The organism is Dolichospermum sp. UHCC 0406 (assembly GCF_009712025.1).
Taxonomy (GTDB): Bacteria; Cyanobacteriota; Cyanobacteriia; order Cyanobacteriales; family Nostocaceae; genus Dolichospermum; species Dolichospermum lemmermannii.
This window is the reverse complement of the sequence record NZ_VILA01000014.1, coordinates 250648-273068: the sequence shown is the minus strand read 5'-3', so window position 1 is coordinate 273068 and position 22421 is coordinate 250648. Positions and strand designations below refer to the sequence as shown.

25 protein-coding genes and 1 pseudogene are annotated in these 22421 nt (G+C 38.2%); 10 read left to right on the top strand and 16 right to left on the bottom strand.

Features of this window, described 5'->3' with window-relative positions; all coding sequences use genetic code 11:
* Positions 1-5: 5 nt before the first annotated feature.
* Positions 6-527 carry a hypothetical protein gene (locus FJR09_RS12345; RefSeq protein ID WP_015083598.1) on the top strand — a complete coding sequence of 174 codons (522 nt, stop codon included), beginning with the start codon at positions 6-8 and terminating at the stop codon, positions 525-527.
* Between the two features lie 21 nt (positions 528-548).
* Positions 549-1364 (top strand): DUF3153 domain-containing protein, encoded by an 816-nt coding sequence (locus tag FJR09_RS12340; RefSeq protein ID WP_015083599.1) that lies wholly within the window; start codon positions 549-551, stop codon positions 1362-1364.
* 2 nt (positions 1365-1366) lie between these two features.
* On the opposite strand, the gene FJR09_RS12335 is transcribed toward FJR09_RS12340, so the two are convergent.
* Together FJR09_RS12335 and FJR09_RS12330 are read right to left on the bottom strand one after the other, a co-directional pair.
* Positions 1367-1999 carry a hypothetical protein gene (locus tag FJR09_RS12335; RefSeq protein WP_168652470.1) on the bottom strand — a complete coding sequence of 211 codons (633 nt, stop codon included), beginning with the start codon at positions 1997-1999 and terminating at the stop codon, positions 1367-1369.
* Entirely contained in the window at positions 1974-3200 is a 1227-nt protein-coding gene (locus FJR09_RS12330) for a sulfite exporter TauE/SafE family protein (RefSeq protein ID WP_168651066.1), read from the bottom strand. Before FJR09_RS12330 ends, FJR09_RS12335 begins: the two co-directional genes overlap by 26 nt.
* A 140-nt stretch (positions 3201-3340) precedes the next feature.
* On the opposite strand from FJR09_RS12330, the gene FJR09_RS12325 reads away from it, so the two are divergent.
* Positions 3341-4315: a M28 family peptidase gene (locus tag FJR09_RS12325; RefSeq protein ID WP_371416365.1), complete on the top strand. Its 975-nt coding sequence runs from the start codon at positions 3341-3343 to the stop codon at positions 4313-4315.
* A gap of 85 nt (positions 4316-4400) precedes the next feature.
* Positions 4401-4583, top strand: a pseudogene (locus tag FJR09_RS12320) (helix-turn-helix domain-containing protein); the annotation flags it as partial.
* 494 nt (positions 4584-5077) lie between these two features.
* Here the strand turns inward: FJR09_RS12320 and FJR09_RS12315 are convergent.
* Together FJR09_RS12315 and FJR09_RS12310 are read right to left on the bottom strand one after the other, a co-directional pair.
* The gene (locus FJR09_RS12315) at positions 5078-6835 is read right to left on the bottom strand and encodes a serine/threonine-protein kinase (protein ID WP_168652472.1); all 1758 of its coding nucleotides are present in this window, start codon (positions 6833-6835) and stop codon (positions 5078-5080) included.
* A 111-nt stretch (positions 6836-6946) separates the two neighbouring features.
* Positions 6947-8488 carry a YcjF family protein gene (locus tag FJR09_RS12310; protein ID WP_168633233.1) on the bottom strand — a complete coding sequence of 514 codons (1542 nt, stop codon included), beginning with the start codon at positions 8486-8488 and terminating at the stop codon, positions 6947-6949.
* A 341-nt stretch (positions 8489-8829) separates the two neighbouring features.
* Here FJR09_RS12310 and FJR09_RS12305 point away from each other — a divergent pair, with 341 nt between their 5' ends.
* From FJR09_RS12305 to FJR09_RS12290, 4 genes are all read left to right on the top strand, one after another.
* Positions 8830-10539 carry a sensor histidine kinase gene (locus tag FJR09_RS12305; RefSeq protein WP_168652473.1) on the top strand — a complete coding sequence of 570 codons (1710 nt, stop codon included), beginning with the start codon at positions 8830-8832 and terminating at the stop codon, positions 10537-10539.
* 87 nt (positions 10540-10626) lie between these two features.
* Complete coding sequence (locus FJR09_RS12300; protein ID WP_168652474.1) at positions 10627-11124, top strand: DUF937 domain-containing protein; 498 nt, start codon at positions 10627-10629, stop codon at positions 11122-11124.
* A 217-nt stretch (positions 11125-11341) separates the two neighbouring features.
* Positions 11342-12034, top strand: a complete 693-nt coding sequence (bchM, locus tag FJR09_RS12295) for a magnesium protoporphyrin IX methyltransferase (RefSeq protein WP_148762409.1) — start codon at positions 11342-11344, stop codon at positions 12032-12034.
* Positions 12035-12498: 464 nt separating this feature from the next.
* Positions 12499-12765, top strand: coding sequence for a hypothetical protein (locus FJR09_RS12290; protein WP_041458604.1), 267 nt, complete (start codon positions 12499-12501; stop codon positions 12763-12765).
* A gap of 169 nt (positions 12766-12934) precedes the next feature.
* Here FJR09_RS12290 and FJR09_RS25855 read toward each other — a convergent pair whose 3' ends face one another.
* The 6 genes from FJR09_RS25855 to FJR09_RS12255 form a co-directional block, all read right to left on the bottom strand.
* A complete protein-coding gene (locus FJR09_RS25855) occupies positions 12935-13060 on the bottom strand; it encodes a hypothetical protein (protein WP_256370250.1) in 126 nt (41 codons plus the stop codon).
* An 11-nt stretch (positions 13061-13071) separates the two neighbouring features.
* Positions 13072-13266, bottom strand: a complete 195-nt coding sequence (locus FJR09_RS12275; RefSeq protein ID WP_323294571.1) for a hypothetical protein — start codon at positions 13264-13266, stop codon at positions 13072-13074.
* A 59-nt stretch (positions 13267-13325) separates the two neighbouring features.
* A complete protein-coding gene (locus tag FJR09_RS12270) occupies positions 13326-14486 on the bottom strand; it encodes a glycosyltransferase family 1 protein (protein WP_015083608.1) in 1161 nt (386 codons plus the stop codon).
* A 165-nt stretch (positions 14487-14651) separates the two neighbouring features.
* Positions 14652-15806, bottom strand: a complete 1155-nt coding sequence (locus FJR09_RS12265; RefSeq protein WP_168653136.1) for an NAD-dependent epimerase/dehydratase family protein — start codon at positions 15804-15806, stop codon at positions 14652-14654.
* A gap of 400 nt (positions 15807-16206) precedes the next feature.
* A complete protein-coding gene (locus FJR09_RS12260; protein WP_168633235.1) occupies positions 16207-16713 on the bottom strand; it encodes a hypothetical protein in 507 nt (168 codons plus the stop codon).
* A 10-nt stretch (positions 16714-16723) separates the two neighbouring features.
* A complete protein-coding gene (locus FJR09_RS12255) occupies positions 16724-17401 on the bottom strand; it encodes a patatin-like phospholipase family protein (RefSeq protein ID WP_051155256.1) in 678 nt (225 codons plus the stop codon).
* Here FJR09_RS12255 and FJR09_RS25850 point away from each other — a divergent pair.
* Together FJR09_RS25850 and FJR09_RS12250 are read left to right on the top strand one after the other, a co-directional pair.
* Positions 17396-17524 carry a hypothetical protein gene (locus tag FJR09_RS25850; RefSeq protein ID WP_256369510.1) on the top strand — a complete coding sequence of 43 codons (129 nt, stop codon included), beginning with the start codon at positions 17396-17398 and terminating at the stop codon, positions 17522-17524. The genes FJR09_RS12255 and FJR09_RS25850 overlap by 6 nt on opposite strands.
* Positions 17525-17527: 3 nt before the next feature.
* Positions 17528-17758 carry a dephospho-CoA kinase gene (locus tag FJR09_RS12250; RefSeq protein WP_168633236.1) on the top strand — a complete coding sequence of 77 codons (231 nt, stop codon included), beginning with the start codon at positions 17528-17530 and terminating at the stop codon, positions 17756-17758.
* Positions 17759-17793: 35 nt separating this feature from the next.
* Here FJR09_RS12250 and FJR09_RS12245 read toward each other — a convergent pair whose 3' ends face one another.
* The 6 genes from FJR09_RS12245 to FJR09_RS12220 all read right to left on the bottom strand — a co-directional run bounded on the left by FJR09_RS12245 (position 17794) and on the right by FJR09_RS12220 (position 22248).
* The gene (locus FJR09_RS12245) at positions 17794-17955 is read right to left on the bottom strand and encodes a hypothetical protein (RefSeq protein ID WP_168633195.1); all 162 of its coding nucleotides are present in this window, start codon (positions 17953-17955) and stop codon (positions 17794-17796) included.
* A gap of 765 nt (positions 17956-18720) precedes the next feature.
* Entirely contained in the window at positions 18721-20076 is a 1356-nt protein-coding gene (locus tag FJR09_RS12240) for an aminopeptidase P family protein (RefSeq protein WP_168653137.1), read from the bottom strand.
* An 89-nt stretch (positions 20077-20165) separates the two neighbouring features.
* Positions 20166-21071: a 16S rRNA (cytosine(1402)-N(4))-methyltransferase RsmH gene (gene rsmH / locus FJR09_RS12235; protein WP_168633238.1), complete on the bottom strand. Its 906-nt coding sequence runs from the start codon at positions 21069-21071 to the stop codon at positions 20166-20168.
* A gap of 22 nt (positions 21072-21093) precedes the next feature.
* Positions 21094-21324, bottom strand: a complete 231-nt coding sequence (locus tag FJR09_RS12230; protein WP_168653138.1) for a hypothetical protein — start codon at positions 21322-21324, stop codon at positions 21094-21096.
* Between the two features lie 58 nt (positions 21325-21382).
* Entirely contained in the window at positions 21383-21805 is a 423-nt protein-coding gene (locus FJR09_RS12225) for a hypothetical protein (protein ID WP_168633240.1), read from the bottom strand.
* Positions 21802-22248 carry a hypothetical protein gene (locus FJR09_RS12220; protein ID WP_174783292.1) on the bottom strand — a complete coding sequence of 149 codons (447 nt, stop codon included), beginning with the start codon at positions 22246-22248 and terminating at the stop codon, positions 21802-21804. Before FJR09_RS12220 ends, FJR09_RS12225 begins: the two co-directional genes overlap by 4 nt.
* Between the last annotated feature and the right edge of the window lie 173 nt (positions 22249-22421).

Here is a 22421-nt window from a genome sequence, read left to right as displayed (position 1 = left end):
GACCAATGACCACAGAAAACTTAGAACTTGCTAGATCTCATTATCAAATGGGGACAACTGCTTTTGAAAATGGTCAATATCGGAAATCTGTAGAAAATCTAGAAACAGCCAGCGCCCTATTAGAAAAAAATACCCATTTTGCTGGTGAAATCGAAATTTGGTTGGTGAATGCTTATGAAGCTGCGGGACGTTCGGAAGAAGCGATAAATCTTTGTCAACAACTCATTCGTCATCCCCATTATGAAATTCGTCAACAAGCAAAGCGCCTACTATATATTTTAAAAGCGCCCAAACTTAACAGACCTAAAGAATTGATGACAGAAATTCCCGATTTGGACATAACTTCTGATCACAAATCCAAAATAGTTGTCACTTCTCAATCTAAAAAATCTACATTTAAACAAAAACCTGGAGAACGAGAATATATTGACCTTAATACAGTCAATACTAAAGATAATAATTTTGTTTGGGTAGCTTTAATTGCTGTTAGTTTAACAATTTCCTATTTAGTTTGGTTAAGTTTTTAGTAAATAAGGAGAAATTTAGTCATGAATGTATTCACTTTCATTAAGGTGATATTACAGTTAAGCAAATCTGTGTTTTTTTTAATTAGGAAAATTGGAAAATTTACTAAAATTAAACCTATTGTATTTATGGTAATTTTTTCTTCATTACTATTATCTAGTTGTGTAAAGTATGATTTAGGAGTCAACTTTAACAGCACTAATAATGGTGAATTAGTACAACATATTCAATTATCGGAAAAAATCACTATTTTTAGTAGTGATTATCTATCACAATGGTTAAAAACTTTAGAACAACGAGCGCGACAATTAGCAGGTTCAACAGAGAGAATTTCACCATCAGAAATCGTTGTTAAAATTCCCTTTACCAGTGCAAAAGAATTACAAGAAAAATTCACTGGCTTTTTTAATACTCGAACTGATGAAGATGGTAATGGTTCGGAAATATCAAATATTACTTCAACTTTAGTTGCAGAAGATACGAATTTTTTCCTATTTTCCAGAAATCATTTAGTTTATGATTTAGATTTGCGTTCTTTGGCTATGCTGACCACTAAAGGTGATAGTTCTATTGTCAATCTAGACTTTAGCCTACAGACACCTTGGGGAGTCAAGAATATTGAAAATGATGAAAATGCTATCCAACCAGAAAAGCATGGTAATCAACTGCTATGGACAATTAAAGCAGGGGCTATAAATCATGTAGAGGTAGTTTTTTGGTTGCCGAATTTTCTGGGAATTGGGACTTTGTTAATTATCGGATTTGTGTGGTTAGGATTATATCTGAGATATACATTTTTACCAAATCCAAGTATTCAGTTAACTGCCAAAAAAGACTAACTTTAATTATTCTTCTTCATTGTTTGCACCAAGAAAACTAAAATCCCTCCAGACAGCAGCAAAATTCCCAACCAAATCAAAGGTTGTGCTAATCCAATTGTTGTTCCTTGCTGATTCTCATTTACACTTGGCCTAGATTGAAGAGTATCTATATTCTTTCCTGTAGCCACAGTGACAACAAACTTTAACTCAAAAGGTTTAAAACTTCCTTGAGTCACAGGTTTACCACTTAATTGCAACTGATAAGCCCCTGGTTTGGGAAAAGTTACTTCTGCCCCTGGAATGCCTTGATAACGTTCAGCTTGAATAGGTTTTAATGGAGGTTCAAGTAATGCTGGTTCTCCCACTGCATGAGGTTCAGCATAAATAGCCAACTGACAATTACAATCTTTTAAAGGAATTACCTTACCACCTTTCCGAGTCAGGGCAAACCAAGCTTGAGTAACTTCTCCAGCGCGAGGATTATCATTAGGTTCTATATGGATAGTAGCACCAACATCTGCCGATATTTTCACCGTATGGGCTAAAACTTGAGTATTTGTAGTAACTATTAAACCAAATAAAACTAATAATAGATACTTGATTTTGTGTGCAGGATAAATAGTTAATTTACCGCGATTTATTGGGAGGAACATAAAATTTTTCTAGACGTAAATATAACCAAGAATACCGCGAACGGATCAACAATACAGCTAAGGTAATTAGACTCAGTAACACGGCTGCTAATTGGTTTTGCCAACTTAATCTTACAGCCCCCAGATAATGAGAACCAATCATAACCGTATGAATAGCACTCAATAACAAAGCTGGTACACTCAAAAGATGAATATGCCGCCAATGTTTACCTAATGACTTTTGCATAACATCAAAACTTGTACAAGCCGCAGGGAGCATTAATACCAAAGCCACAGCCCCTGCACTCATTCCCCACTGAAATTCTAACGGTAAAAACCAAAAAGCGGTAAGATTCCAGTCTAGTGAGTGTTCAAGATTATGGATAGTATGTACTACCGAAAGCACAAAAGCCCCAACGCCCAGCGCCCGACGGTAACGCAGAGGTGCAGACCAAAAACTATTCACAGGCCGGGCAATCAATGAGAGATTTAAACAAATTAAGGCAGCGTGTCCGCTATAGTCCATCATCGTATCCCCCGTCCGCAATAGGGTAATTGCACCAATAATCAGAGTTACCCACCCACCCAAGCGAAATAATTGACTCCGCTGATCTTGACTAATTAACGCCGTGGAAACACCTACGCCCAACATGATGGGTAGTGTGCCAATTCCAAAAGCTAACATTGTTGCTGTAGCTTGCCACAAATTCCCTGTAGCCGCAGCTTTAATTTGAGCCGCATATAAAAAACCACAGGGCATTAATCCCCAAGTCATGCCTAAAAGTGCCGGTGTCCACCATTGAGTTTGTGCAGATAATTTCAGCATGGCCGCACTCAGACGGTTGTGTAAATTCCCTTTTAATATGGGGTGTAATAGGGGTATACGCGGTAAAAAATCGGGTTTAACTTGCCCTAAACCAAACCAAATCAGCATTATACCTGTAATAATAGCTATCCACCGCCGCAAATCACTACCAACTCCCGCCAGTTGTCCACCTTCTACTAATACTGAGCCTAGTGCGCCAATACCAGCACCAACTATGGCATAACTTAACATTCGCCCCAAATTTAGTAATGTATGAAATTTTAATTGCTGTTGCCAACTTGGATTTTCCTGCTGCTTGGACAGAGAAAAAGCTACAGTCAGGGGTCCACACATCCCAAAGCAATGTCCAAAACTGCCCAGAAACCCCAGAAGCGTTATGAGTAATAAATCTAGCATATTTTTGATGGGAAGTGGGAATTGGCAATTGCGACAGTATACCTTTTACATCTCTTATCATCATGTTGATGTCAAAAGACAAGCTGTCAAACTTGGTGTAGTTAGGATATTTTATTTCCTCTAGGTGGGTTTAAATCATGATCAAAAAATGGCCATGGGTGCTGGTAGGGATAATAGTGTTTATAGGTATGGGAAGTTTTTTTGAGCAATCTGAAATGATTCCGATAGTTAAAAATGCTCCTGTACCACAGTCTCAACCCCAGTTAAAACCCCTGAAGGTAAATAATACTCTATTGGTTGATGGTGATCAACTTTTTGCTCATGTTCAAAAGTTGAATTTTCGGCGGTATTCAAAAATGGAGCGATTGCGTACCCGTACATATATCACAAATCAATTGAGCAAATTTGGCTGGAAACCTAAGTTAGAAAAGTTTACTGCCGGTATGAATATTTTTACCCAAAAACTGGGAACAAATAAAACCACTGGGACAATTTTGGTGGCTGCCCATTATGATACAGTTGAGTCCTCTCCTGGTGCAGATGATAACGCCACTGGTATAGCTGTAGTATTAGAAATCGCCAGACTTTTTACTGCTATTTCCACACCAAAAACATTACAATTAGCATTTTTTGATCAAGAAGAAACAGGACTTTTAGGAAGTAAAGCTTTTGTCAACCAACCAGCCCATTTACAAAATCTTCAAGGCGTAATTATTATGGATATGGTGGGTTATGCTTGTTACACTTCTGGCTGTCAAAAATATCCCGCTGGTTTGCCTGTAACACCACTTAGCGAGAAGGGAGATTTTTTAGCAGTAGTTGGTGATGTAGAACACTTAAATTTATTAAATACTTTTGCCAACTCTAGTGAGAATTTACCAAAAATCCTCAAAGTACCGATTCCCTTCAAAGGTTTATTAACACCAGATACCCTCCGCAGTGATCATGCTCCGTTTTGGTATCAAGGAATAGGGGCTTTGCTGGTAACAGATACCGCTAATTTACGTAGTCCTCATTACCATCAACCTAGTGATATTCCCAAAAATATCCAAAGAGAATTTTTCACGGGTTCGGCACAAATTATTATTAATGCTACTTCTACTTTGTTAAAATAAATTCTTTTAGAGCTAATCTGGCGATTAACATGAAAATATTACTTGTAGAAGATGATCAACGGATTGCTAAACCCTTAGCCGAAGATTTAAAACAGTCTTAACTCGTACATCTCTTTTAGATAAATTATGGGAATTTGATAAAATTTCTGGGGAAGATACTGTTAAAACTCACATCAATAATTTACGCAAAAAATTAAAAGTGGTGGGTGCATCTGAAAAAATTATCGACACTGTTTATGGGATAGGATATCGTTTAGGAAATAACTAATGTTGTGGATAATTAAATATCGCTTTTTGTTCTCATATTTGTTAGTAGTTGGTTCAGTATTAGGAGTATTTACATTAGCAGTCAGAATTACTTAATGAGTATACACAAATTACCACTTTATTACAAAAAGAACAGGATAATCTAGAAAAAGTATTTCAATGATCAAATAGAAATGAAGCAAAGATTTATAAAGAATCACCTCCAGCCTAAAAAATAACTGGAGGCTATGATTAAAGACATTGGAATGTGGACTAGTTCAACTGTAAATCTAACTTGATCTTTAGAAGATTGTCTCTGTCTATAGGAAAGTTTAAATTTAATTTATTTCCGTCTAATTGAATAGATAAAAAAAATACCCCCAGTTGTGAACCGAGGGATTCTGCAAGTCGGAATTATCGCACAAAGACATTCGTGTACCCAGAATAGCAATGCAACAACGGAAAATAACGATGGGGGGAATTGGTAAAATTATCTTCTATTCCCCATTTCTCAGCTTAATTACGAATATTTACTTCCTGTAAATAATCTTCTGGTTGAAGAGATACTCTCCGCTGAATAGGAGTGTTTTGTCTTTCAGCAAGGGGAACTGTTTTTAGGATAGCTAATTCTTGTTGCTGATTACGTAGACGTAACTTGTGGGAATATTCTTCTAGTTTGACTCTTGCTTGTGCATAAACTTCAGCATCTTTAGGAACTCTTTCCAGTAGTTTAATTGCTGCGAAGAAGTTACCTATAGAGGCTTGATTGTGAGCTTGATATAAATAGTATCCTGATCTAACTTGACGTTTTTGATTGTACTCAGCTAATTTCTGTTTAACCATAGCACCAGCAGAACTTTCTTCAGGTATTTGCTGTAGATAATATAAAGCTGTTGAGAAATCTCTCTCCTCGGCTTTTGCATAAGCTTTGGCTAATAAGGATTGTGTTTGGGCTTCAATATTTAATTTTGCTTGTGCAACTAGGGGCTGAATTTTCGATTGCCAATATGAATTAATTGGAACTTTATGTGCATGATATAATACGTCTGTCCATCGTCGTTCTTTTAAAGCTTTTTCAGTGAGAACATAATGTTTTGCATCTTTTTGCCATTGGTTTTGCCATTCTTCAATTGAAGCTTGAGCTTCTGGATAAACATTACTATTAAGGGGGATTGACCGAGCTAAATTAATGGCTTTTTGTAAATCTCCAGATTGATATCTGGCTATGGCTTTATATAAAATTTCTGTAGCTGAGTAAGCTTGAGAATTATTAAATAAAGAATATACTCCCAATCCTAGTAGAACCGAATTAATTAATAAACCTAATCGCAGTCCGGCTAGTAATGGTTGGGATTTTTGATCTGTCGTTTCAATAGTTTTATCAGATAATTGAGACTCTGCTATTTGTATTTCTGCTGGGTTATTGTCCCATTCTATATGCTTGAGTAACCATAGTGCTTCATTGGCAGATTGAAATCGTTCTTGGTGTTGATAGCGGATCATCTGATTGAGGAAAGCAACTAAATAATCATTGATAGAGGTGTCATGATCACACCAAATAATTTCATTAGTTTCAGCATCAATTTCTAATTCTAAGGGAGATAGTCCTGTAATAGCTTGAATAGCAATTATTCCCAAGGAATAAAGGTCACTATTGGGTTGGGTTTGACCAATAAATTGTTCTGGGGGAATGTAACCTAATGATGTGACAGGAATTTGATCTATGGAAAATTCTGTTTCAATACTAGAGTCTACTGGTTGAATTGAGCCAAAATCAATTAATACTAATCTGGCATCTATAGCTCGTCTAATTAAGTTTTCTGGTTTAATATCACAATGAATAAAGCCTTGAGAGTGAATAAATTCAAGAATAGATAAGGCATCTTCTAGAAACTTAATAATATCAACTTGACTCCATTTACCATGACTTTCAGGATCATGAGGTAATTCTGCTGCTAAAGACTCTCCAGGAATAAATTGTTGGACTAAATAAAACCGCTCATTTTCTTCAAAACAGGTAATAAGTTCCGGAATTTGGGGATGACGACCTAAATGTTTGAGGGTTTCAGTTTCTTTTAAAAACCGCAATCTCCGGTGGTCAAAATAGGAAGTAGATTGATAGTGATTCACCTTCAATTGTTTGACAACATATCTGGGTTTTTCTGGGTGGTACATATCCACAGCAATAAATGTTTGTCCAAACACTCCTGCACTAAGTGGTTGCACAATTTGGTAACGATCTTGTAATACTTGGCCGATCATCTGGTTGTTCATGATCTAGTTAGTCAGAAATCCTTATATATCTTTTCTGACATCGGCTGCTATTTTCCGGAATTATAGGAAATAATTCAGTATGTGAAATATTCAATAATCATTTCAGTATTTTTACTTATAATCTTCTTTTTCTGCAAAGGTATCAGTTAAAGGTTTGACGACCTTAGCGATCGCTTCTTGGACAAAAACTTTGATAAACTCATCACGGCGATTAATCTGAAACTGTTGTTGCACAACTTCTGTCATTCCCCCATCACCCCAATCTTGATCATGACGAAAATACTCGATAAAGCTTTTCCCAGCAATGCGGGTTAAATATGCGGCTGTCACTCCTTGAATTGCCCTTCCCACAATAAAAGTAGCCACATTAAGTTGCAAAGCCGTTGATAATAATTCAATTGCCCCTTTAACGATACCTAAACCAGCAATAGTTTTTCCTAAAGATAGGGCTAATTCTTTACCTCGTTCCATGTTTAAATCACAACCATAAAGCCTGCCAATTTCTACTACCATTTGGGCATTAACAGCAGCGGTTGCGAGTAAATCTACCATCGGTAATGGTGTGACAGAAACTACGCCCGCACCGATCCATTGATAACGATCTACAATTTTATCAGCTTGGCGACGACGTTGAGAGTCTATAAGTTTGCGAGCTTCTTCTCCTAAGCGCAGAGATTGTAAGAGAATATTATCTGCTACTAGATCTTCACCTTCAGCGCGTAAAATAGAGGCCATGCGCCGTAACAAGGGGATAATGTCTGCTTCTGGTTGGAAGGTTTCGCCGGTTTCTAATGCGGCTATTTGGGGATTAGCAGCGATCGCTACCACATCATTAGTAGCAATAAAGCTGCGTACCCGTTCCCGCAATCTGGCTAAGATCACTTCTATATCAGTCTCCGTGTATAAATCTGTTTTATTCAGCACTAAAAGCGATCGCTTACCAATTTCCGCTAAACCCCGCAGTGGTTCATATTCAGAACGCCGTAAATCATTATCTACCACAAATAACAATAAATCCGCTTCCGTCGCTAAAGCCCTAGCCAGTTGTTCCCGTTCCGTACCCGCTACTCCCGGTTCTAAAATCCCTGGAGTATCAGTAATTAAAATCTTCCGTTCCAAACCCTTCAAGCGCAAACAATAGGTTTCTCCCACCTGAGTTGTTCCCATTGGGGCATTCACCTCACCAACTATCCGCCCCATAATCGCATTTACCAGAGAAGTTTTACCGGCACTACCCGTACCAAAAACCACAACTTGAATTTCCCCTCTCGCTAAATTCGTTTCAATTTCCTTGGTGCGACTTAGCAAAGCTTGACGTGTCACCTCATCTTGAATTTGGGCTACCTGTTGACGTACCGCTTGCAGAGTCGAAGAAGCCGCATCAGATTTAGCCGCAGGAATTTGGGCAGAAGTCACTCTTGGGCGTTGACGACGGGATTTTGCCTCTCCCTTCCGCAGCACCAATACATAATAAACAAAGGCAGCAATTAAACCACCAATCAGTAAAACTAGCAGTAATAATAGTAAATTACCCAACAGCGGAGAATAGGACAACTGCCAGTACAACCGGGAAAGAGAATCAATTAGCCATAGGGTTAACGCCAAAATGACGATCAGGCCAACAATCAGTGTAACAATACGAGACAAGGGCATGAATGATAAAATTTAGGATCTATACAGTGTTTTTCTCAGGGAGAAAGTAAAAAGCCACAATTTTTGCTAAACTAACATTCAGTTTGTGTGCAGTGTTCCCTTAGAGGATGTTTTAAAAGTTTTTCATGTGTAAACAGACCCCTCTCCAAACCTCTCCCCTACCAGGGGAGAGGCTTTAAAACCCCCATTCCCTTGCAGGGAAGGGGGGTAGGGGGGTTAGGTTTTTGGAGATTACGGGTTTGATATAATACTTTTCAAACAACCTCTTAATGACCGGCTATTAAATTCCGCATTTTTTGTCTCACCCCAATTCATGGGAAAGTTAAAGGCCGAGTCACAATATGAACTTTATCTCTGAATTTAAACATTTTAGCTCTTTAAAAAAATTATTCCCTCCTTTGAGGATCAGACAAAAAATTGTCTTGGGGTATACTCTTTCCCTGGGAATAGCAGTTTTAGGTACATCTGGAGGGTTATTAGTAGGTAATAGCTATTTTCAAAGAGCTAGAAATAAGACAATCTTAATCAATCAAGAAGATATTTTACTCAATAATTTACAAAGAGGAATTTTAGGATCTCTCATCCATCAACAAAAGATTATAGCAACATTAGATCAACCAGACAAGTTACCCAAAGAAATCGCTGAATTAAACACAGAAATAGATGAATTAGAAATTCAATTTACTAAATTTCAAAACTTTACTCAAATCCAGAAAAATGGTAATTTATCCGATTGGAGTCAAAAATATCAACAAAATATCAACAGCTACATCCAATTACTCAAAGAATTAGTCGAAAAACTTTCTCAACTAGATGCACAATCAAATAAAAATCCAGAAATAAAGCAGTTAATTTTAAAATTATATCAAATTAAAAATGTAGAGAAATTTTCTGACTTTGCTTACAGTTTAGAAACCCTAAGAGAACCCATTAAACAAACTCAAGAACAAGCAAATTTAGCTTACAATCACGCATTAAAAGTACAAGATGTGATTATTATTGTGAGTATGGCAACCTCCATATTAATAGCTAATATTCTCGCTTTATCCACCAGTAAAATTATTACTCAACCAATTTTAGAAGTTACTAATATTGCTCGAAAAGTTACCAATGAAGAAAATTTTGATTTACAAATATCTATAAATATTCAAGATGAAATAGGTGATTTAGCCAACTCTTTAAATCTCCTAATTCAACAAGTAAAACATCTTTTAGAAATACAACAAGCTGAATCCCAATCTAAACTAATTCAAAGTGAAAAAATGTCCAGCTTAGGGCAAATGTTAGCTGGTATTGCCCATGAAATTAATAATCCTGTAAACTTGATCTCTGGCAATTTAATTCACGCACACAAATATGTTGATGATTTATTCAGACTTCTGAAAACATATCAATCGGAAATTCCCCAAACACCACCACAAGTGCAAGCTGTAGCGGAAGAAATTGATTTAGAATTTCTAGCAGAAGACATACCTAAACTTTTTCAGTCTATGACAATTGGCGCAGAACGAACTAAAGAAATTGTTCGGAGTTTAAAAGATTTTGTGCGTGTAGATGAAACCAAATCACAATTATTAGATATTCCTTTTTGTCTAGATAGTACATTATTAATTTTGAATAATCGCCTTAAAAATAAAATTAGCGTTATCAAAAACTATGGAGAAATTCCCCAAATAACCGGTTATACAGGATTATTGTATCAAGTTTTCATGAATCTTTTAAGTAATGCTATTGATGCTATAGAAGAAAAATCTGCTCAAAATTCAGAATTTTCACCAGCAATAAACATAACTACTGAACGGCAAGAAAATGACTGGGTATTAATTAAAATTATAGATAATGGTTCAGGTATTCCTCCAGAAAATCAGCAGAAAATATTTGAAAACTTTTTCACCACTAAACCCAGAGGTGTTGGGACTGGTTTAGGTTTAGCAATTACCCATGAAATTGTCGTTAAAAAACATCAGGGGAAAATTACTTTTCATTCTGACTCGAATCAAGGTACAGAATTTACCATATTTCTCCCAATTTATCATTCATCAAGATCATGATCTTGATTTTATTCGGTGACTCCTGATTGCTCAATTCTGCTGTATTATTAATAATTAGGAGATATTAAAAACAACAGGAAAAAATTAATGGGACTGTTTGATCAAATTCTGGGTGCGGTTAGCAATTCCAATCAACCAGGTGGTTTGGATAACTTGATAAATATTGCTACCACAGTGAAACAATTAGGTAATGGCATTGGTGCAGACTCTTCCACCATGCAATCAGTTTTATCAGTAGTTGGTAAACAAGTACAATCATCTTTACAGTCAAAACAGGCCAGCGACGGAAGTGAATCTGTACAAGATTTAGTTAATCAATTTGCCGGCACTTCCGCCAATTCCCAAGCTGTAGATACCTTATTTTCTCCAGATATTCAAGCAGAAGTAGCGGAAAATGCTGCCCAGGGTACTAGCTTAGATGTGAATAAAATTCAACAATTATTACCAAGTTTAGTGCCTTTAGTCTTGAGTTTCTTACAATCTGGTGGTAATCCATTACTAAATCAATTTCTAGATGCTGACGGTGATGGTGATGTGGATATTGCTGACGCGATTAAATTAGCTAGTCGGTTTTTAAGAATTTAACACTGGCTGGAATTTTTGTCGCTGAGAATCCACTGATACCAAATTAAGATCAAGCTGCATAGAATCAGATTTCAAGAATAATTGACCGCAGATAAACGCAGATAAACGCAGATAAGGACGGATGAATTCATGGATTTCATGATTCTGTGCAGCCCTACATATAATTGGGATGACAAATGATAGTTTTAGTAATTGTGAATAATTAACAATTGAGTTTATGACCGCAGCCGACGATAAAACAATAGTCCGCGAATACTTCAACTCCACAGGTTTTGATCGGTGGCAACGCATCTATGGTGATGGTGAAGTCAACAAAGTCCAGCTAGATATTCGCACTGGACATCAGCAAACTGTGGATAATGTCATCGGCTGGTTAAAAGCTGACAACAATTTACCATCATTATCAATTTGTGATGCTGGTTGTGGTGTGGGTAGTCTGAGTATTCCTCTGGCTATAGATGGCGCTAAGGTCTATGCCAGCGACATTTCCGCTAAAATGGTATCAGAAGCCCAGGATAGGGCTGTCATGGCTTTGTTCAATACCGTAAATCCCTCTTTTGCGGTACAGGATTTGGAATCTTTGAGTGGCAATTATCATACCGTCATCTGTCTAGATGTTCTGATTCATTATCCTCAAGACAAAGCTGATGAAATGATTTCTCATCTATGTTCTTTAGCTTCAGACCGAATCATTCTCAGTTTTGCCCCGAAAACCTTCTTCCTAACAATCCTCAAAAAAATCGGTACTTTCTTTCCTGGTCCGAGTAAAACCACTCGCGCTTATTTACATCGTGAAGCTGATGTAGTCAAAATTCTGCGAAAAAATGGCTTTTCAGTCCAAAGACAAGCTATGACGCGGACAAGCTTCTACTTTTCCAGTTTATTAGAAGCAACTCGTCCATCTGCTTAGGTGGCAAATTACAATTGATACTTCATATTCCCGATTTCTTAGAGAAGTCGGGAATTTTGTTATATTTCAATTTAAATGTATTATAATTAGAGCTTGCAAGGAAAAAATTTTTCCAAGTCTTGCAAAAAGGAATATATTAATCTATCTTAAGGAATATATTAATGACTTATTGAACTTAATACAATATGTTTTTAATAAATTAGAGAATAACTAAACGTGAATAACTGCCTTCAATCTCTACTTATGGGATCAAGCCACGCTAAACTATCAGCAGGATGTAGTAATTTTATCCATACCATTCTGAAAAAATAGAGGAGCCGTGGGGATTTTCCTCAAGGCAATGTGGGATACCACCTTTATCAACTCAGTTAGTAATGTTCTACTGGACATTCACAATATCTCAGATGTCAGGGAATGTCTCGGTTAAAAGTATCAGTAGTTGAGTAAATGGAGAAAAAAGAATGATGAGTAAAGAAGATTTTCTCTATCCCCGTGGTCGCTATTATGGTCATGTAAAACCAGAAAACTTGGTATTCAACGCGAACTTACAGGAATTTGCCCAGAAAGTCAGTTATATCTGCAATTTAGAAACAGGTGGCAAGATCTCACCAGATGAGGCTTATTATCAAATTAAGTTACTTTGGAAGCAATTAAAGCACTCAAAGAAAGAACTGAAAATCGGTGAACAACCTTTTCAAAGTAACGGTTCTGAAGAAGGAACTGACTACTGACAACTGTACGGGCGAAGCATTTGGAGAACTATTTTTGACAATGACCGATAATTTATCTTCCAAATGCTTCGCCCCTACTGACTACTGTACGGGCGAAGCATTTGGAGAACTATTTTTGGCAATGACCGATAATTTATCTTCCAAATGCTTCGCCCCTACTGACAACTGACTACTGACAACTGACAACTGACAACTGACAACTGACTACTGACAACTGTACGGGCGAAGCATTTGGAGAACTATTTTTGGCAATGACCGATAATTTATCTTCCAAATGCTTCGCCCCTACTGACAACGAACAACTGACTACTTCGTGATGATTGTCCAAACACCATCCCAGGACTTTGGTGGCGGTATTTGCTGGTACTTATAGGCGCGCTCTAAATGGATATGAACAGCCTGATTTGTCGGTTCGATGACTTGAGCTAATTTGAAGCGGGCGATCGCTTGGGTAAAATCCCTTAATATATAAGCATTGCGGCCAGCCTGGTAATGGTGCAAAAATTCCTGGCTGTATGCAATTGAATGAGGTGGAAAATTTAGAGAAAAAGCCAGCCCTCTTATTCTCGCTTCTGACTCCTGACTCCTGACTCCTGACTCCTGCTACTATTTAAGATTATTTTTTGATAATAATCTTCAAGTTGTTGTGTAGCCGATGTCCATCCCCATTTTTCTGCTTCTGCACGGGCATTTGTGCGGATAATAGTGATTTCCTCCCGTTGTTTCAACAGACGGATTGTAGCATTAATCGCTTCTTGAATATCGGCTTGCGGATCAAAAAGATATCCATTAACTCCATCTGTAACAATATCAGGGATACCTCCAGAACGGGCTGCTACCACAGGACACCCTGCGGCCATAGCTTCTAGCAGAACTAATCCCAGTGTTTCTGTGCGGGAAGGAAAAATAAAGGCATCAGCACTGGCAAAAGCCGAACCTAATTCTTTACCCATCAGATAACCGACAAAATAAGTATTTGTCCCGGCAAAGTGTTTTTCCAAAGTTTGTCGGTGGGGTCCATCGCCGACTAATGCTAATCTGGCATCAGGAATGGCTTCTAGAATGGGTTTAATACGTTCGATTTCCTTTTCAGCAGAAAGACGACCAACGTACAGTAACAAGGGGCTATCTGGATGATTTTGGGATAAGCGCGATCGCATTTCCGCACTGACTAAATCAGGATGAAATAATTCTGTATCTACTCCCCGTTGCCATAAATCACATCTTTCAATTCCATGGGCTGAAAGTTCCTTTACCATTGCCGTAGAGGTACACAAATTTAACTCAGCCTGATTATGACCAGCTTTAAGCAACTCCCAAAGTAACCCTTCTAACATTCCCAGTCCGTAATGTTGCAGGTATTGGGGCAAGTGGGTATGATAAGAAGCCACTAAAGGAATTTTCAGAACTTTACTATAGAAAATCCCTGATAATCCCAGAACTGCGGGATTAACAACATGAATAATATCTGGTTTAAACTCTTCCAAAGCATGACCAATTGCCGGGCGAGGCAGTGCCATTTTTAACTCAGGATAGAGAGGCAAAGGAAAGCCACTAACTCCGTAAACTTTCGCGCCTTTATGTTCAGTGATGCCACCTTCAGGGGCAAATACCAGAACTTGATTGCCATGACGTTGTAAATGGTCAACAGTATGGCGCAAGCGGGTCACGATGCCATCAACTTTAGGTAAGAAGGTTTCTGTAAATAGAGCAATTCTCATAAAAAGAAGGAGGTAGGAGTCAGGAGTCAGGAGTCAGGAGTCAGGAGTCAGAAGTCAGGAGGTAGGGGCGCAGTTAGGAGTCAGGAGTGGAAAATTAATCTACTGTTGCCTCTTACGCTCTTTCTATCACCTGTCACCTGTCACCTGTCACCTGTCACCTGTCACCTATTTTCTATGCCAAGAGACTTTGGGAAGAATTTGTTTGTGATCAACTCGGTGCTGATACTTGACGGAAAAGTTTAATAGTGAATCAAGTAGAGAATCCGAGAGTAAATGCGGTTGTAAACCCAAATCCAAGAGTTTGGTGTTTTTGGCGTTGAAATAGTGTTCTTCCTTCTCCACTCTGGGGTTGTCTATGTGGTTAATATCCACATTTAGTCCCAAGGCGTTGCCGGCTTTTTTCACCATCATCGCCAAGTCACCGACACTAAATAGTTCGGTAAATTGGTTAAACACACGGAATTTTCCTGGTTCGGCAGGATTAGCGATCGCTAACTCAATACATCGCACCGTATCCCGAATATCCAAGAAGCCACGAGTTTGTCCACCTTTACCGTAGACGGTGAGGGGATGTCCTACAGTTGCTTGAATACAGAAGCGATTCAGTGCTGTACCAAATACGCCATCATAATCCAGGCGGTTAATTAACAGTTCGTCCATCCCCGTTTCGTCGGTTAAGACACCGTAAACTATCCCTTGATTTAAGTCTGTAGCCCTTAAACCCCAGATCCGGCAAGCAAAGTGGATATTATGGCTATCATGGACTTTGCTCAAGTGATACATAGAACCAGGCTGCTTAGGATAGGGCAAAGTATCCTTGCGGCCGTTGTGTTCAATCGTGATGTATCCTTCTTCAATGTCAATGTTGGGAGTTCCATACTCACCCATTGTTCCCAATTTCACCAAATGGCAATCTGGGAAATCCTCCCGCATAATGTACAGCAAGTTCAACGTGCCAACCACATTATTGACTTGGGTAAGAACAGCGTGTTCACGGTCAATCATGGAAAATGGCGCTGAACGCTGTTCACCAAAATGCACGATTGCAGTTGGTTGAAATTCGTGTAAGGCTTTGTGCAGAAACTCGTAATTAGTAATATCGCCGATAAACAGATCAATAGACTTGCTAGTCAAATCCTGCCACCGCTGGAGACGTTGCTGAATTGGTGCGATTGGGGTAAGAGTTTCTACACCCAATTCATTATCCCAATGTCGCCGCACCAAACTATCTAAAATTCCAACTTCATAACCTCGATTAGAAAGGTAAAGCGCGGTTGCCCAACCGCAATACCCATCACCACCAATTACCAGGACTTTCATCTTTACCAGTTTTTACTCGCTGATAGCTAAATCTACCAGGTTTTGTGTCCCTTCTTCATCATTAAATTCTCACTAAGACAGGAATCAATTACAGCAGGAGTCACCGAGTCACTGAGTAAAACTGGCTGCTTAGGCTAGGGATAGCTTATTTGTTTGGCTGCAACATTCCTGCCCGGAACTTAAGTTCCGGTCTAAAAGCTAAAGTGCGTTAAAACGCACTCTGGTTAACTCAAAACCAAAAATTATCCTATTTATAAGAGCATCCGGTAAGCGTAAAACGAGCGCGGCTTGGCTCCCTGAGAGTGTCAATATGCTCCAACAGTCGGTTTTAACCGACTTTAACTTTTAGACAGGGAATTTATTCCCTGGCTGGAAGGGGCATCAATTTACGTTAAGTTGACTACTGACTAATTTTATACTCCTGGGCAATGTAGTAAAACAGCCGATAATAATTTTGAAAGTCTTTGCTGCCGCTTTGTCCTTGCCAGTGATACTCCAAGTTCTCTTGGCTAATAGTCAATTTAATCACAGTCACCTTTTCCCCCGCTTCTACAGCTAATACCCCAGAAAACCCCTGATGAGTCCGAAAATTAGGGACTGGCTGAGAACTTTCAGTTAAGGACTTTAATACAGGCTTACTTGCATAAGCGCGAATTTCTACGTCTTTTTTGTTTGGTGAAACTAAAGCAATACCATCACTGTTGTCTGGGTTTCCTAATTGCTGCCAAGTATTCGGATAAGGAAACTCAAAACCATAACGATTATTTCTATATATATTCCATCTTGTCTCTTCAAGCTGGGAGTTATTAGCATTACACCCCCAGGAGATCATCCCTATCCCCACACCCGAAATAATAGCGCACAGTGCCTTGTTTATTTGTACCGCACCCCAAGTCTGTTTTATCATTCAGTTTTAACTAATAGATTGGTGGATCGTCTCTTAATCGCTTTGATGTTTCCTGAAGCCGCGCAAAACTTTCTTGGCGCGATCGCTCGATCATCAGTGTTTGTAAAATTGGTTCAAGAATCCGTTTAGCATCTTGATAACCTCGGTTTTGCAAGAGTTGAATCCGTTCGGGACTGAAATCTAGTAATTTGTTAAGACCACCCATATCTTCTGTTGGACGAATTTCAATTATTGTTTGGTTTGGAAATTCATGACGATTCCAAAGTTCACCATTTCCTAAATGAATGACGATCGCATGGGTACAACCGCGATTTGCTAAGGCTTTGAGAGGGACATTATCACCTAGCCAACCATCAACATAATGCTTGTCATCAATCTGGCGCGATTTAAATGCTAAAGGAATAGCAGCACTGGCGAGTAATGTTTGATAAATTTCTTCATCAGTTTTGGCTGATTGGACATGAATATATTCGGCGGATTGTCCAAGATTGGAGGCGATCGCATTGCCTATTGTGGGGACAATCTGACCTGCTTTGTGTGGAGATGGTAAGAAATTGTGTGCTGAAGGAAATGCGGCTACCCAGAGTTCGATTCCTGCTCGCAATTGTTGAGGATTGATTGCATAGCGTAAAAATTTATCCAGTGGGTTGGGATCACACAAAGATGCGTCTTCCTGTGAGAAATGCAAATATTTTGCCAAGGAATGCACGCTATTGGGGAAAAGTTGGTACGGGAGGAATCCGATGGCCGAAAATATGAATATCGGTTACGAGAAGATGGCAGCGAAGAAATTCTGGAAGAAATCCAATGAGATATGCCAGAGTTAATTGTCATTGCTGGTGCTAACGGATCGGGAAAATCCAGTCTAACCAAGTTGTCTGCATCTAATTTACCAGTGATCGATGCCGATGCGATAGCGAAGCGCTCCGTAGGAATCGCTCATGAACTTTCTTCTGAAAATCCAGAATCTGCTGCTTTTGCTGCTGCTAGAAAGGCGATCGCCCAACAATACAGCACTTCCCGGTGTTATGAGGTACATATCTAGCGGGCAAGATGCCCGCACTACAAGAGTTTCATGATTCAACTTTGTACCTCATAAGAGCGGAAACCGCTGTAGCGAAAACCACGACAATAAGCCTTAAGATCAACAATACCAGCACCCGGATTATCTTCACGAAACTGAGCTAAACCGCGTTTACTTTGAAACCCATAGTTTTTTCTTAATTGGGTTTTATTCCCCAATCCTATACTCTTCCCTGTTCCCTGTTCCCTTTTGAAAAACTCCAGTTTTCAACTTGGACGAGGTTTAGAACCCGGATTTCTCACAAGCGGAAAAAACATTCATAAAGAGCGAAACAAAGGAAGTTTATTTGATACATAAGTAGCAAAGATGAAAAAAGGAAATCTACTCAATACCTTAGTCAAATTACGAGGGTGAGATGATAATGCTTTAACCATGAACTCCCGTTCCTCGCTCTTGCTTGGCAAAAACAATCACCCCTAAAAATTCCTTAAAGGTTTCCGACAAGGATTTTTTAAATGTATTGACGGTAGGATAAGGGTTTTAGATTCTAAACTACCTTTTCATCGAAACGCTTATATATGATTATTTTTGCCGTTTTTGCCAAAAATTATCAAGGCTCTTATTTTGGCAATAGTATTGCTACTAAGTATATATTTGATAAATTTCGTTAAATATCAAGAGCTATTCAGGCAAAATATACTGGCATAAATAATTGAGTATTAAAATTAGGCATGACAAAAAAGAGTTAAGAAAAAAACTTTTATCTCTACTCTAAATTAAAGCTAAAAATGAGCGGAATAATCGTCCCAAAAGAATTAAAGCTTCGGCTTCGCTCAGCTTTAACACCGAGCGTAGTCGAGGTGTTAACCAGGATTTGGTAATAACTTTTAATTTATGTAATCTAATGTTGGGTTGCGCTGTCGCTTTACCCAACCTACAAAGAATTGTCAGTTAATAAATTCACGTTTTTTAGCATACCATATTTAACAAGCAACTAAATCTTCAATAGCACTGGCTTGATTTGGTAATGCGGCTGTTAAAACCTCACTTCCTGATTCTGTAACTAATACATCATCTTCAATGCGAATTCCCCTCACATCTGAAAATTGTGCTAATCGTTCCCAATTGACTAAATCTTGATATTGAGAACGAGTTTTTGGATCATTTAAAATTGCGGGAACTTGATAAAATCCTGGTTCAATTGTCACTAACATTCCTGCACGCAAGGGACGATTTAACCGTAAATAACTTAAACCAAAACGACTACTTCGGCTTCTTCCTTGATCATAGCCGGCAATGTCTCCCAAATCTTCCATATCATGAACATCTAAACCTAAAAGATGCCCAATTCCGTGGGGAAAAAATAAAGCATGAAGATCCATTTTTACTAAATCTTCTGGTTTACCTCGTAAAATTCCTAAATCTACTAAACCTTGAGCAATTGTAGTTGCTGCTAATAGATGAATATCTGCATATTCTACACCAGGAGCTATATTTTGAATACAAGCATCATGGGCGGCTAAAACAATATCATAAATGTCTCTTTGGGTAGATGAAAACTTCCCAGAAATAGGCCAAGTGCGGGTAATATCCGCAGCCCAACCCGTCGCGGTTTCCGCACCTACGTCAGCTAAAAGTAAACCTCCTGATTGCAGGGAATGGTAATAATGATTATTGTGTAAAACTTCACCATGAACTGTCACAATACTGGTGTAGGCAGTGGTCATATTTTCACCCATAATTACTGCTTCCATTGCGGCACGGACTTCGGCTTCGAGTTTAGCTGAAGGTGTTGCCGCCATTCCGGCTTTGTGGGCTGTTACACTCACTGCCGCAGCTTTACGTAATTCTACCAAGGCGGCTTCGTCGTGGGTAAGTCGCAGGGAAACAATGGCTTTTGCTAATTCTAAATCAATTCCTGACAGGGGATTTTTTGGTAAAATCCGGCGATTTAAAAGTTGGGTTTGCTGTGTCCAAGTAGTTGCATCTTGTACAGGAAGAGTCGCCACATTTTCTAAATAATTTCCTAATTCTGCCATGGTTTTGGCTTCATCTGCGCCTATTTTGGCAGCAATTTCTTCTCGGCTGGGGGTTTTTCCATGCCACAGGGCGCTACTGGGGTGGGGGTCATCTATAAATAGTTGTAGCTTGCCACTTTCTAGGCGAATGACGGCATTTTCGAGAGGAATTCCGGCGAAATAGAGGAAATGGCTATTGGCGCGGTGGGGGAAGGTATTGGCTGGGAAGTTGCGGGGACTGCTATCACCAGACCAGAGAATGGCGGGAAAGTCTATGATTTCTGCTAGTTTTTGGCGACGGTGACGGAGGGTGTTTTGCATGGGAAATCTAGATTAAGGTTTCGCGCAAAGGCGCTAAGGAGCAAAGGCGCAAAGGAAGAAGGAGCAAAGGAAGAAGGAGTTTAAGGGTGTCAATTATCTATGTTTTTCTTTTCTGCTATTCTCAATTTAGCAGAACGAGAACGGGGGTTTTGTTTTATTTCTTCTTCTGTGGCAATTATGGGTTTTTTTGTCAATATCCTCAATAATGGCGAATTTCTCAAACCATGTTTAACTGGTCTGTCTTCTAAGCTGTGAAAGCTGATTATGGCGATTCTTCCCCCAGGAATCAGGGCGTTTGGGGCTTTTTCTATGAGGGTTTCTAGGACTTTTAATTCGTCGTTGACAGCAATTCGTAAGGCTTGAAAAACACGAGTTGCGGGGTGAATTCTCCCATGTCGGTATTTAGGGGGGACGGAGTATGCGATCGCATTTGCTAATTCTGTAGTAGTATTAAATGGTCGTTTTTCAACTATTCTTCTGGCTATTCTTCTGGAAAGTCTCTCTTCACCATATTTAAAGAAAATATCCGCTAATTCTTTTTCGTCCCATTCATTTATAATATCTCCAGCGGTGAGGGATTGTTGTTGGTTCATTCGCATATCTAAATTTGCGGTATTTCTAAAACTAAATCCGCGTTCTGGATTATCTAAATGATAGGAACTTACTCCTAAATCGGCTAAAATTCCATCATAACTATTTTCGATAAATTGGTAATTGGCAAAGTTGCTATGAATAAAATTAACTCTATCCCCAAACTCTGATAAATTCTCTTTTGCGGCTTTTAAAGCATCCTCATCTTGGTCAACACAAGTTACTTTTACATCTTCAGCAGTTTCTAATATTAAGCGACTGTGACCACCACCACCAACAGTTAAATCTAAATAATTTCCACCAGGTTGGATATTTAAACCTGTAATCACTTCTTGACTGAGAACGGGAATATGAGAAAATGTAACTTCTTCTAAATCTAGGGGTGTTTGTAAATCTGGTTGCATTATAAAATTATTGAGAGTAAAATTAAGAAGCAAGTTTGGCGTTTATAAAACTGAAGATTTTTTCTAATTCTAATAAACCTGCTAGTTCTGGTTTTTCATCAGCATTTAGCAAATTTTCTTTATTCTTTTCTAAGAGTTCTTCTAAACGAATCTGTAACTCTTCAGTAAAGGAAAAAGGACGAAATTGATCTGAAAGATTCAGATTTATTCCATTTGGTAGCCAACATGAGGGTTGTTTCATTAATTCTTTCATGGATATCTCCTTAATTGACAATTTTGGTTAACTAAGTTTAGATAATACTTTTGGTTTATTAAAATGTAACTGCTTTTTGCTTTTCAATGACAGGATTAAAATCAATTTCTTTCCAATCTCTAAATAATTCAGCAATTTGTTCAGGTGTTGTAAAATTATCTGTGAAATATTCAAATTTGCCAAAATTAAGATTGAGAAAAAAACTCAAAAAACTACAATGATCTTTTGCACCAAAACCAAGTGGACAATCAACACGCAAATTATCTATACTTGTTCCATATTCATGAATAATATCACAGATTTTTTCAATTTTACTAGAATATTTATGACATAATTCTAATAATTCAAAAGGATTTTTACCGATTTCACAAAATAACTCTATTACTTGATAGGTTAAATTGGTAGGACGATATTTAAAATCAATCAATGATTGACAAATATCTAAGGCTTCAACAAACTTTTGTTCAGATGTTTTGTTCATTTTTGCTTATCTCCTTTAGTTATGGTCATAGACCAAGGATATTGGGTTTGGGCTATTTTATGAGCATCTAATTGATTTAAACCTTGATTAATTACCAATTCAGATTCCCGAATTTCATGCTTTAGTAAAACCTCATCACTATCAATTTCTTCTCCTGATGCCATTCTTTCCCAACTCTGCGCCATCTGTAAATCAGGGATAAATTGATTTTCTAATACTCCCTTACCAAAAGCATACTGTTTAGCTCTTTCAATATCCTCAAAATTTAATTGATACCGATTGGCTATTTTGAGAATATCATCTTCTGATTCTATAATTTTATCATAAGCTTTCATAGCCTCTTTGAGATATTTTTTCTCAAGTTTATTCAGATGTGACCATCTATCTGTAAGATAAATTTCATCATTAGGTTGATTGGGGTTAGATGCTGGAATATTAGACAATTTATTAAGGAATCGTTAGTTGAATTGACAAAATACTTCTATGAGTAATTTTTTAGCCATAGATATTAATTAGGGTAATTATAAATTAAATCTATGTTGCTACGAGGATAAAATCAGCAAAATCACCAAGACCTTGATACAATTTTAGTTTAGTCATCCAAACCGCGAAGATT

Excerpts from the sequence above, each read along its gene's own strand:
- FJR09_RS12345 (WP_015083598.1), top strand. The coding sequence starts at position 6 with ATGACCACAGAAAACTTAGAACTTGCTAGATCTCATTATCAAATGGGG.
- FJR09_RS12340 (WP_015083599.1), top strand. The coding sequence starts at position 549 with ATGAATGTATTCACTTTCATTAAGGTGATATTACAGTTAAGCAAATCT.
- FJR09_RS12335 (WP_168652470.1), bottom strand. The coding sequence starts at position 1,999 with ATGTTCCTCCCAATAAATCGCGGTAAATTAACTATTTATCCTGCACAC.
- FJR09_RS12330 (WP_168651066.1), bottom strand. The coding sequence starts at position 3,200 with ATGCTAGATTTATTACTCATAACGCTTCTGGGGTTTCTGGGCAGTTTT.
- FJR09_RS12315 (WP_168652472.1), bottom strand. The coding sequence starts at position 6,835 with ATGAACAACCAGATGATCGGCCAAGTATTACAAGATCGTTACCAAATT.
- FJR09_RS12310 (WP_168633233.1), bottom strand. The coding sequence starts at position 8,488 with ATGCCCTTGTCTCGTATTGTTACACTGATTGTTGGCCTGATCGTCATT.
- FJR09_RS12305 (WP_168652473.1), top strand. The coding sequence starts at position 8,830 with ATGAACTTTATCTCTGAATTTAAACATTTTAGCTCTTTAAAAAAATTA.
- FJR09_RS12300 (WP_168652474.1), top strand. The coding sequence starts at position 10,627 with ATGGGACTGTTTGATCAAATTCTGGGTGCGGTTAGCAATTCCAATCAA.
- bchM (WP_148762409.1), top strand. The coding sequence starts at position 11,342 with ATGACCGCAGCCGACGATAAAACAATAGTCCGCGAATACTTCAACTCC.
- FJR09_RS12290 (WP_041458604.1), top strand. The coding sequence starts at position 12,499 with ATGAGTAAAGAAGATTTTCTCTATCCCCGTGGTCGCTATTATGGTCAT.
- FJR09_RS12270 (WP_015083608.1), bottom strand. The coding sequence starts at position 14,486 with ATGAGAATTGCTCTATTTACAGAAACCTTCTTACCTAAAGTTGATGGC.
- FJR09_RS12265 (WP_168653136.1), bottom strand. The coding sequence starts at position 15,806 with ATGAAAGTCCTGGTAATTGGTGGTGATGGGTATTGCGGTTGGGCAACC.
- FJR09_RS12260 (WP_168633235.1), bottom strand. The coding sequence starts at position 16,713 with ATGATAAAACAGACTTGGGGTGCGGTACAAATAAACAAGGCACTGTGC.
- FJR09_RS25850 (WP_256369510.1), top strand. The coding sequence starts at position 17,396 with ATGCAAATATTTTGCCAAGGAATGCACGCTATTGGGGAAAAGTTGGTA.
- FJR09_RS12250 (WP_168633236.1), top strand. The coding sequence starts at position 17,528 with ATGCCAGAGTTAATTGTCATTGCTGGTGCTAACGGATCGGGAAAATCC.
- FJR09_RS12240 (WP_168653137.1), bottom strand. The coding sequence starts at position 20,076 with ATGCAAAACACCCTCCGTCACCGTCGCCAAAAACTAGCAGAAATCATA.
- rsmH (WP_168633238.1), bottom strand. The coding sequence starts at position 21,071 with ATGCAACCAGATTTACAAACACCCCTAGATTTAGAAGAAGTTACATTT.
- FJR09_RS12230 (WP_168653138.1), bottom strand. The coding sequence starts at position 21,324 with ATGAAAGAATTAATGAAACAACCCTCATGTTGGCTACCAAATGGAATA.
- FJR09_RS12225 (WP_168633240.1), bottom strand. The coding sequence starts at position 21,805 with ATGAACAAAACATCTGAACAAAAGTTTGTTGAAGCCTTAGATATTTGT.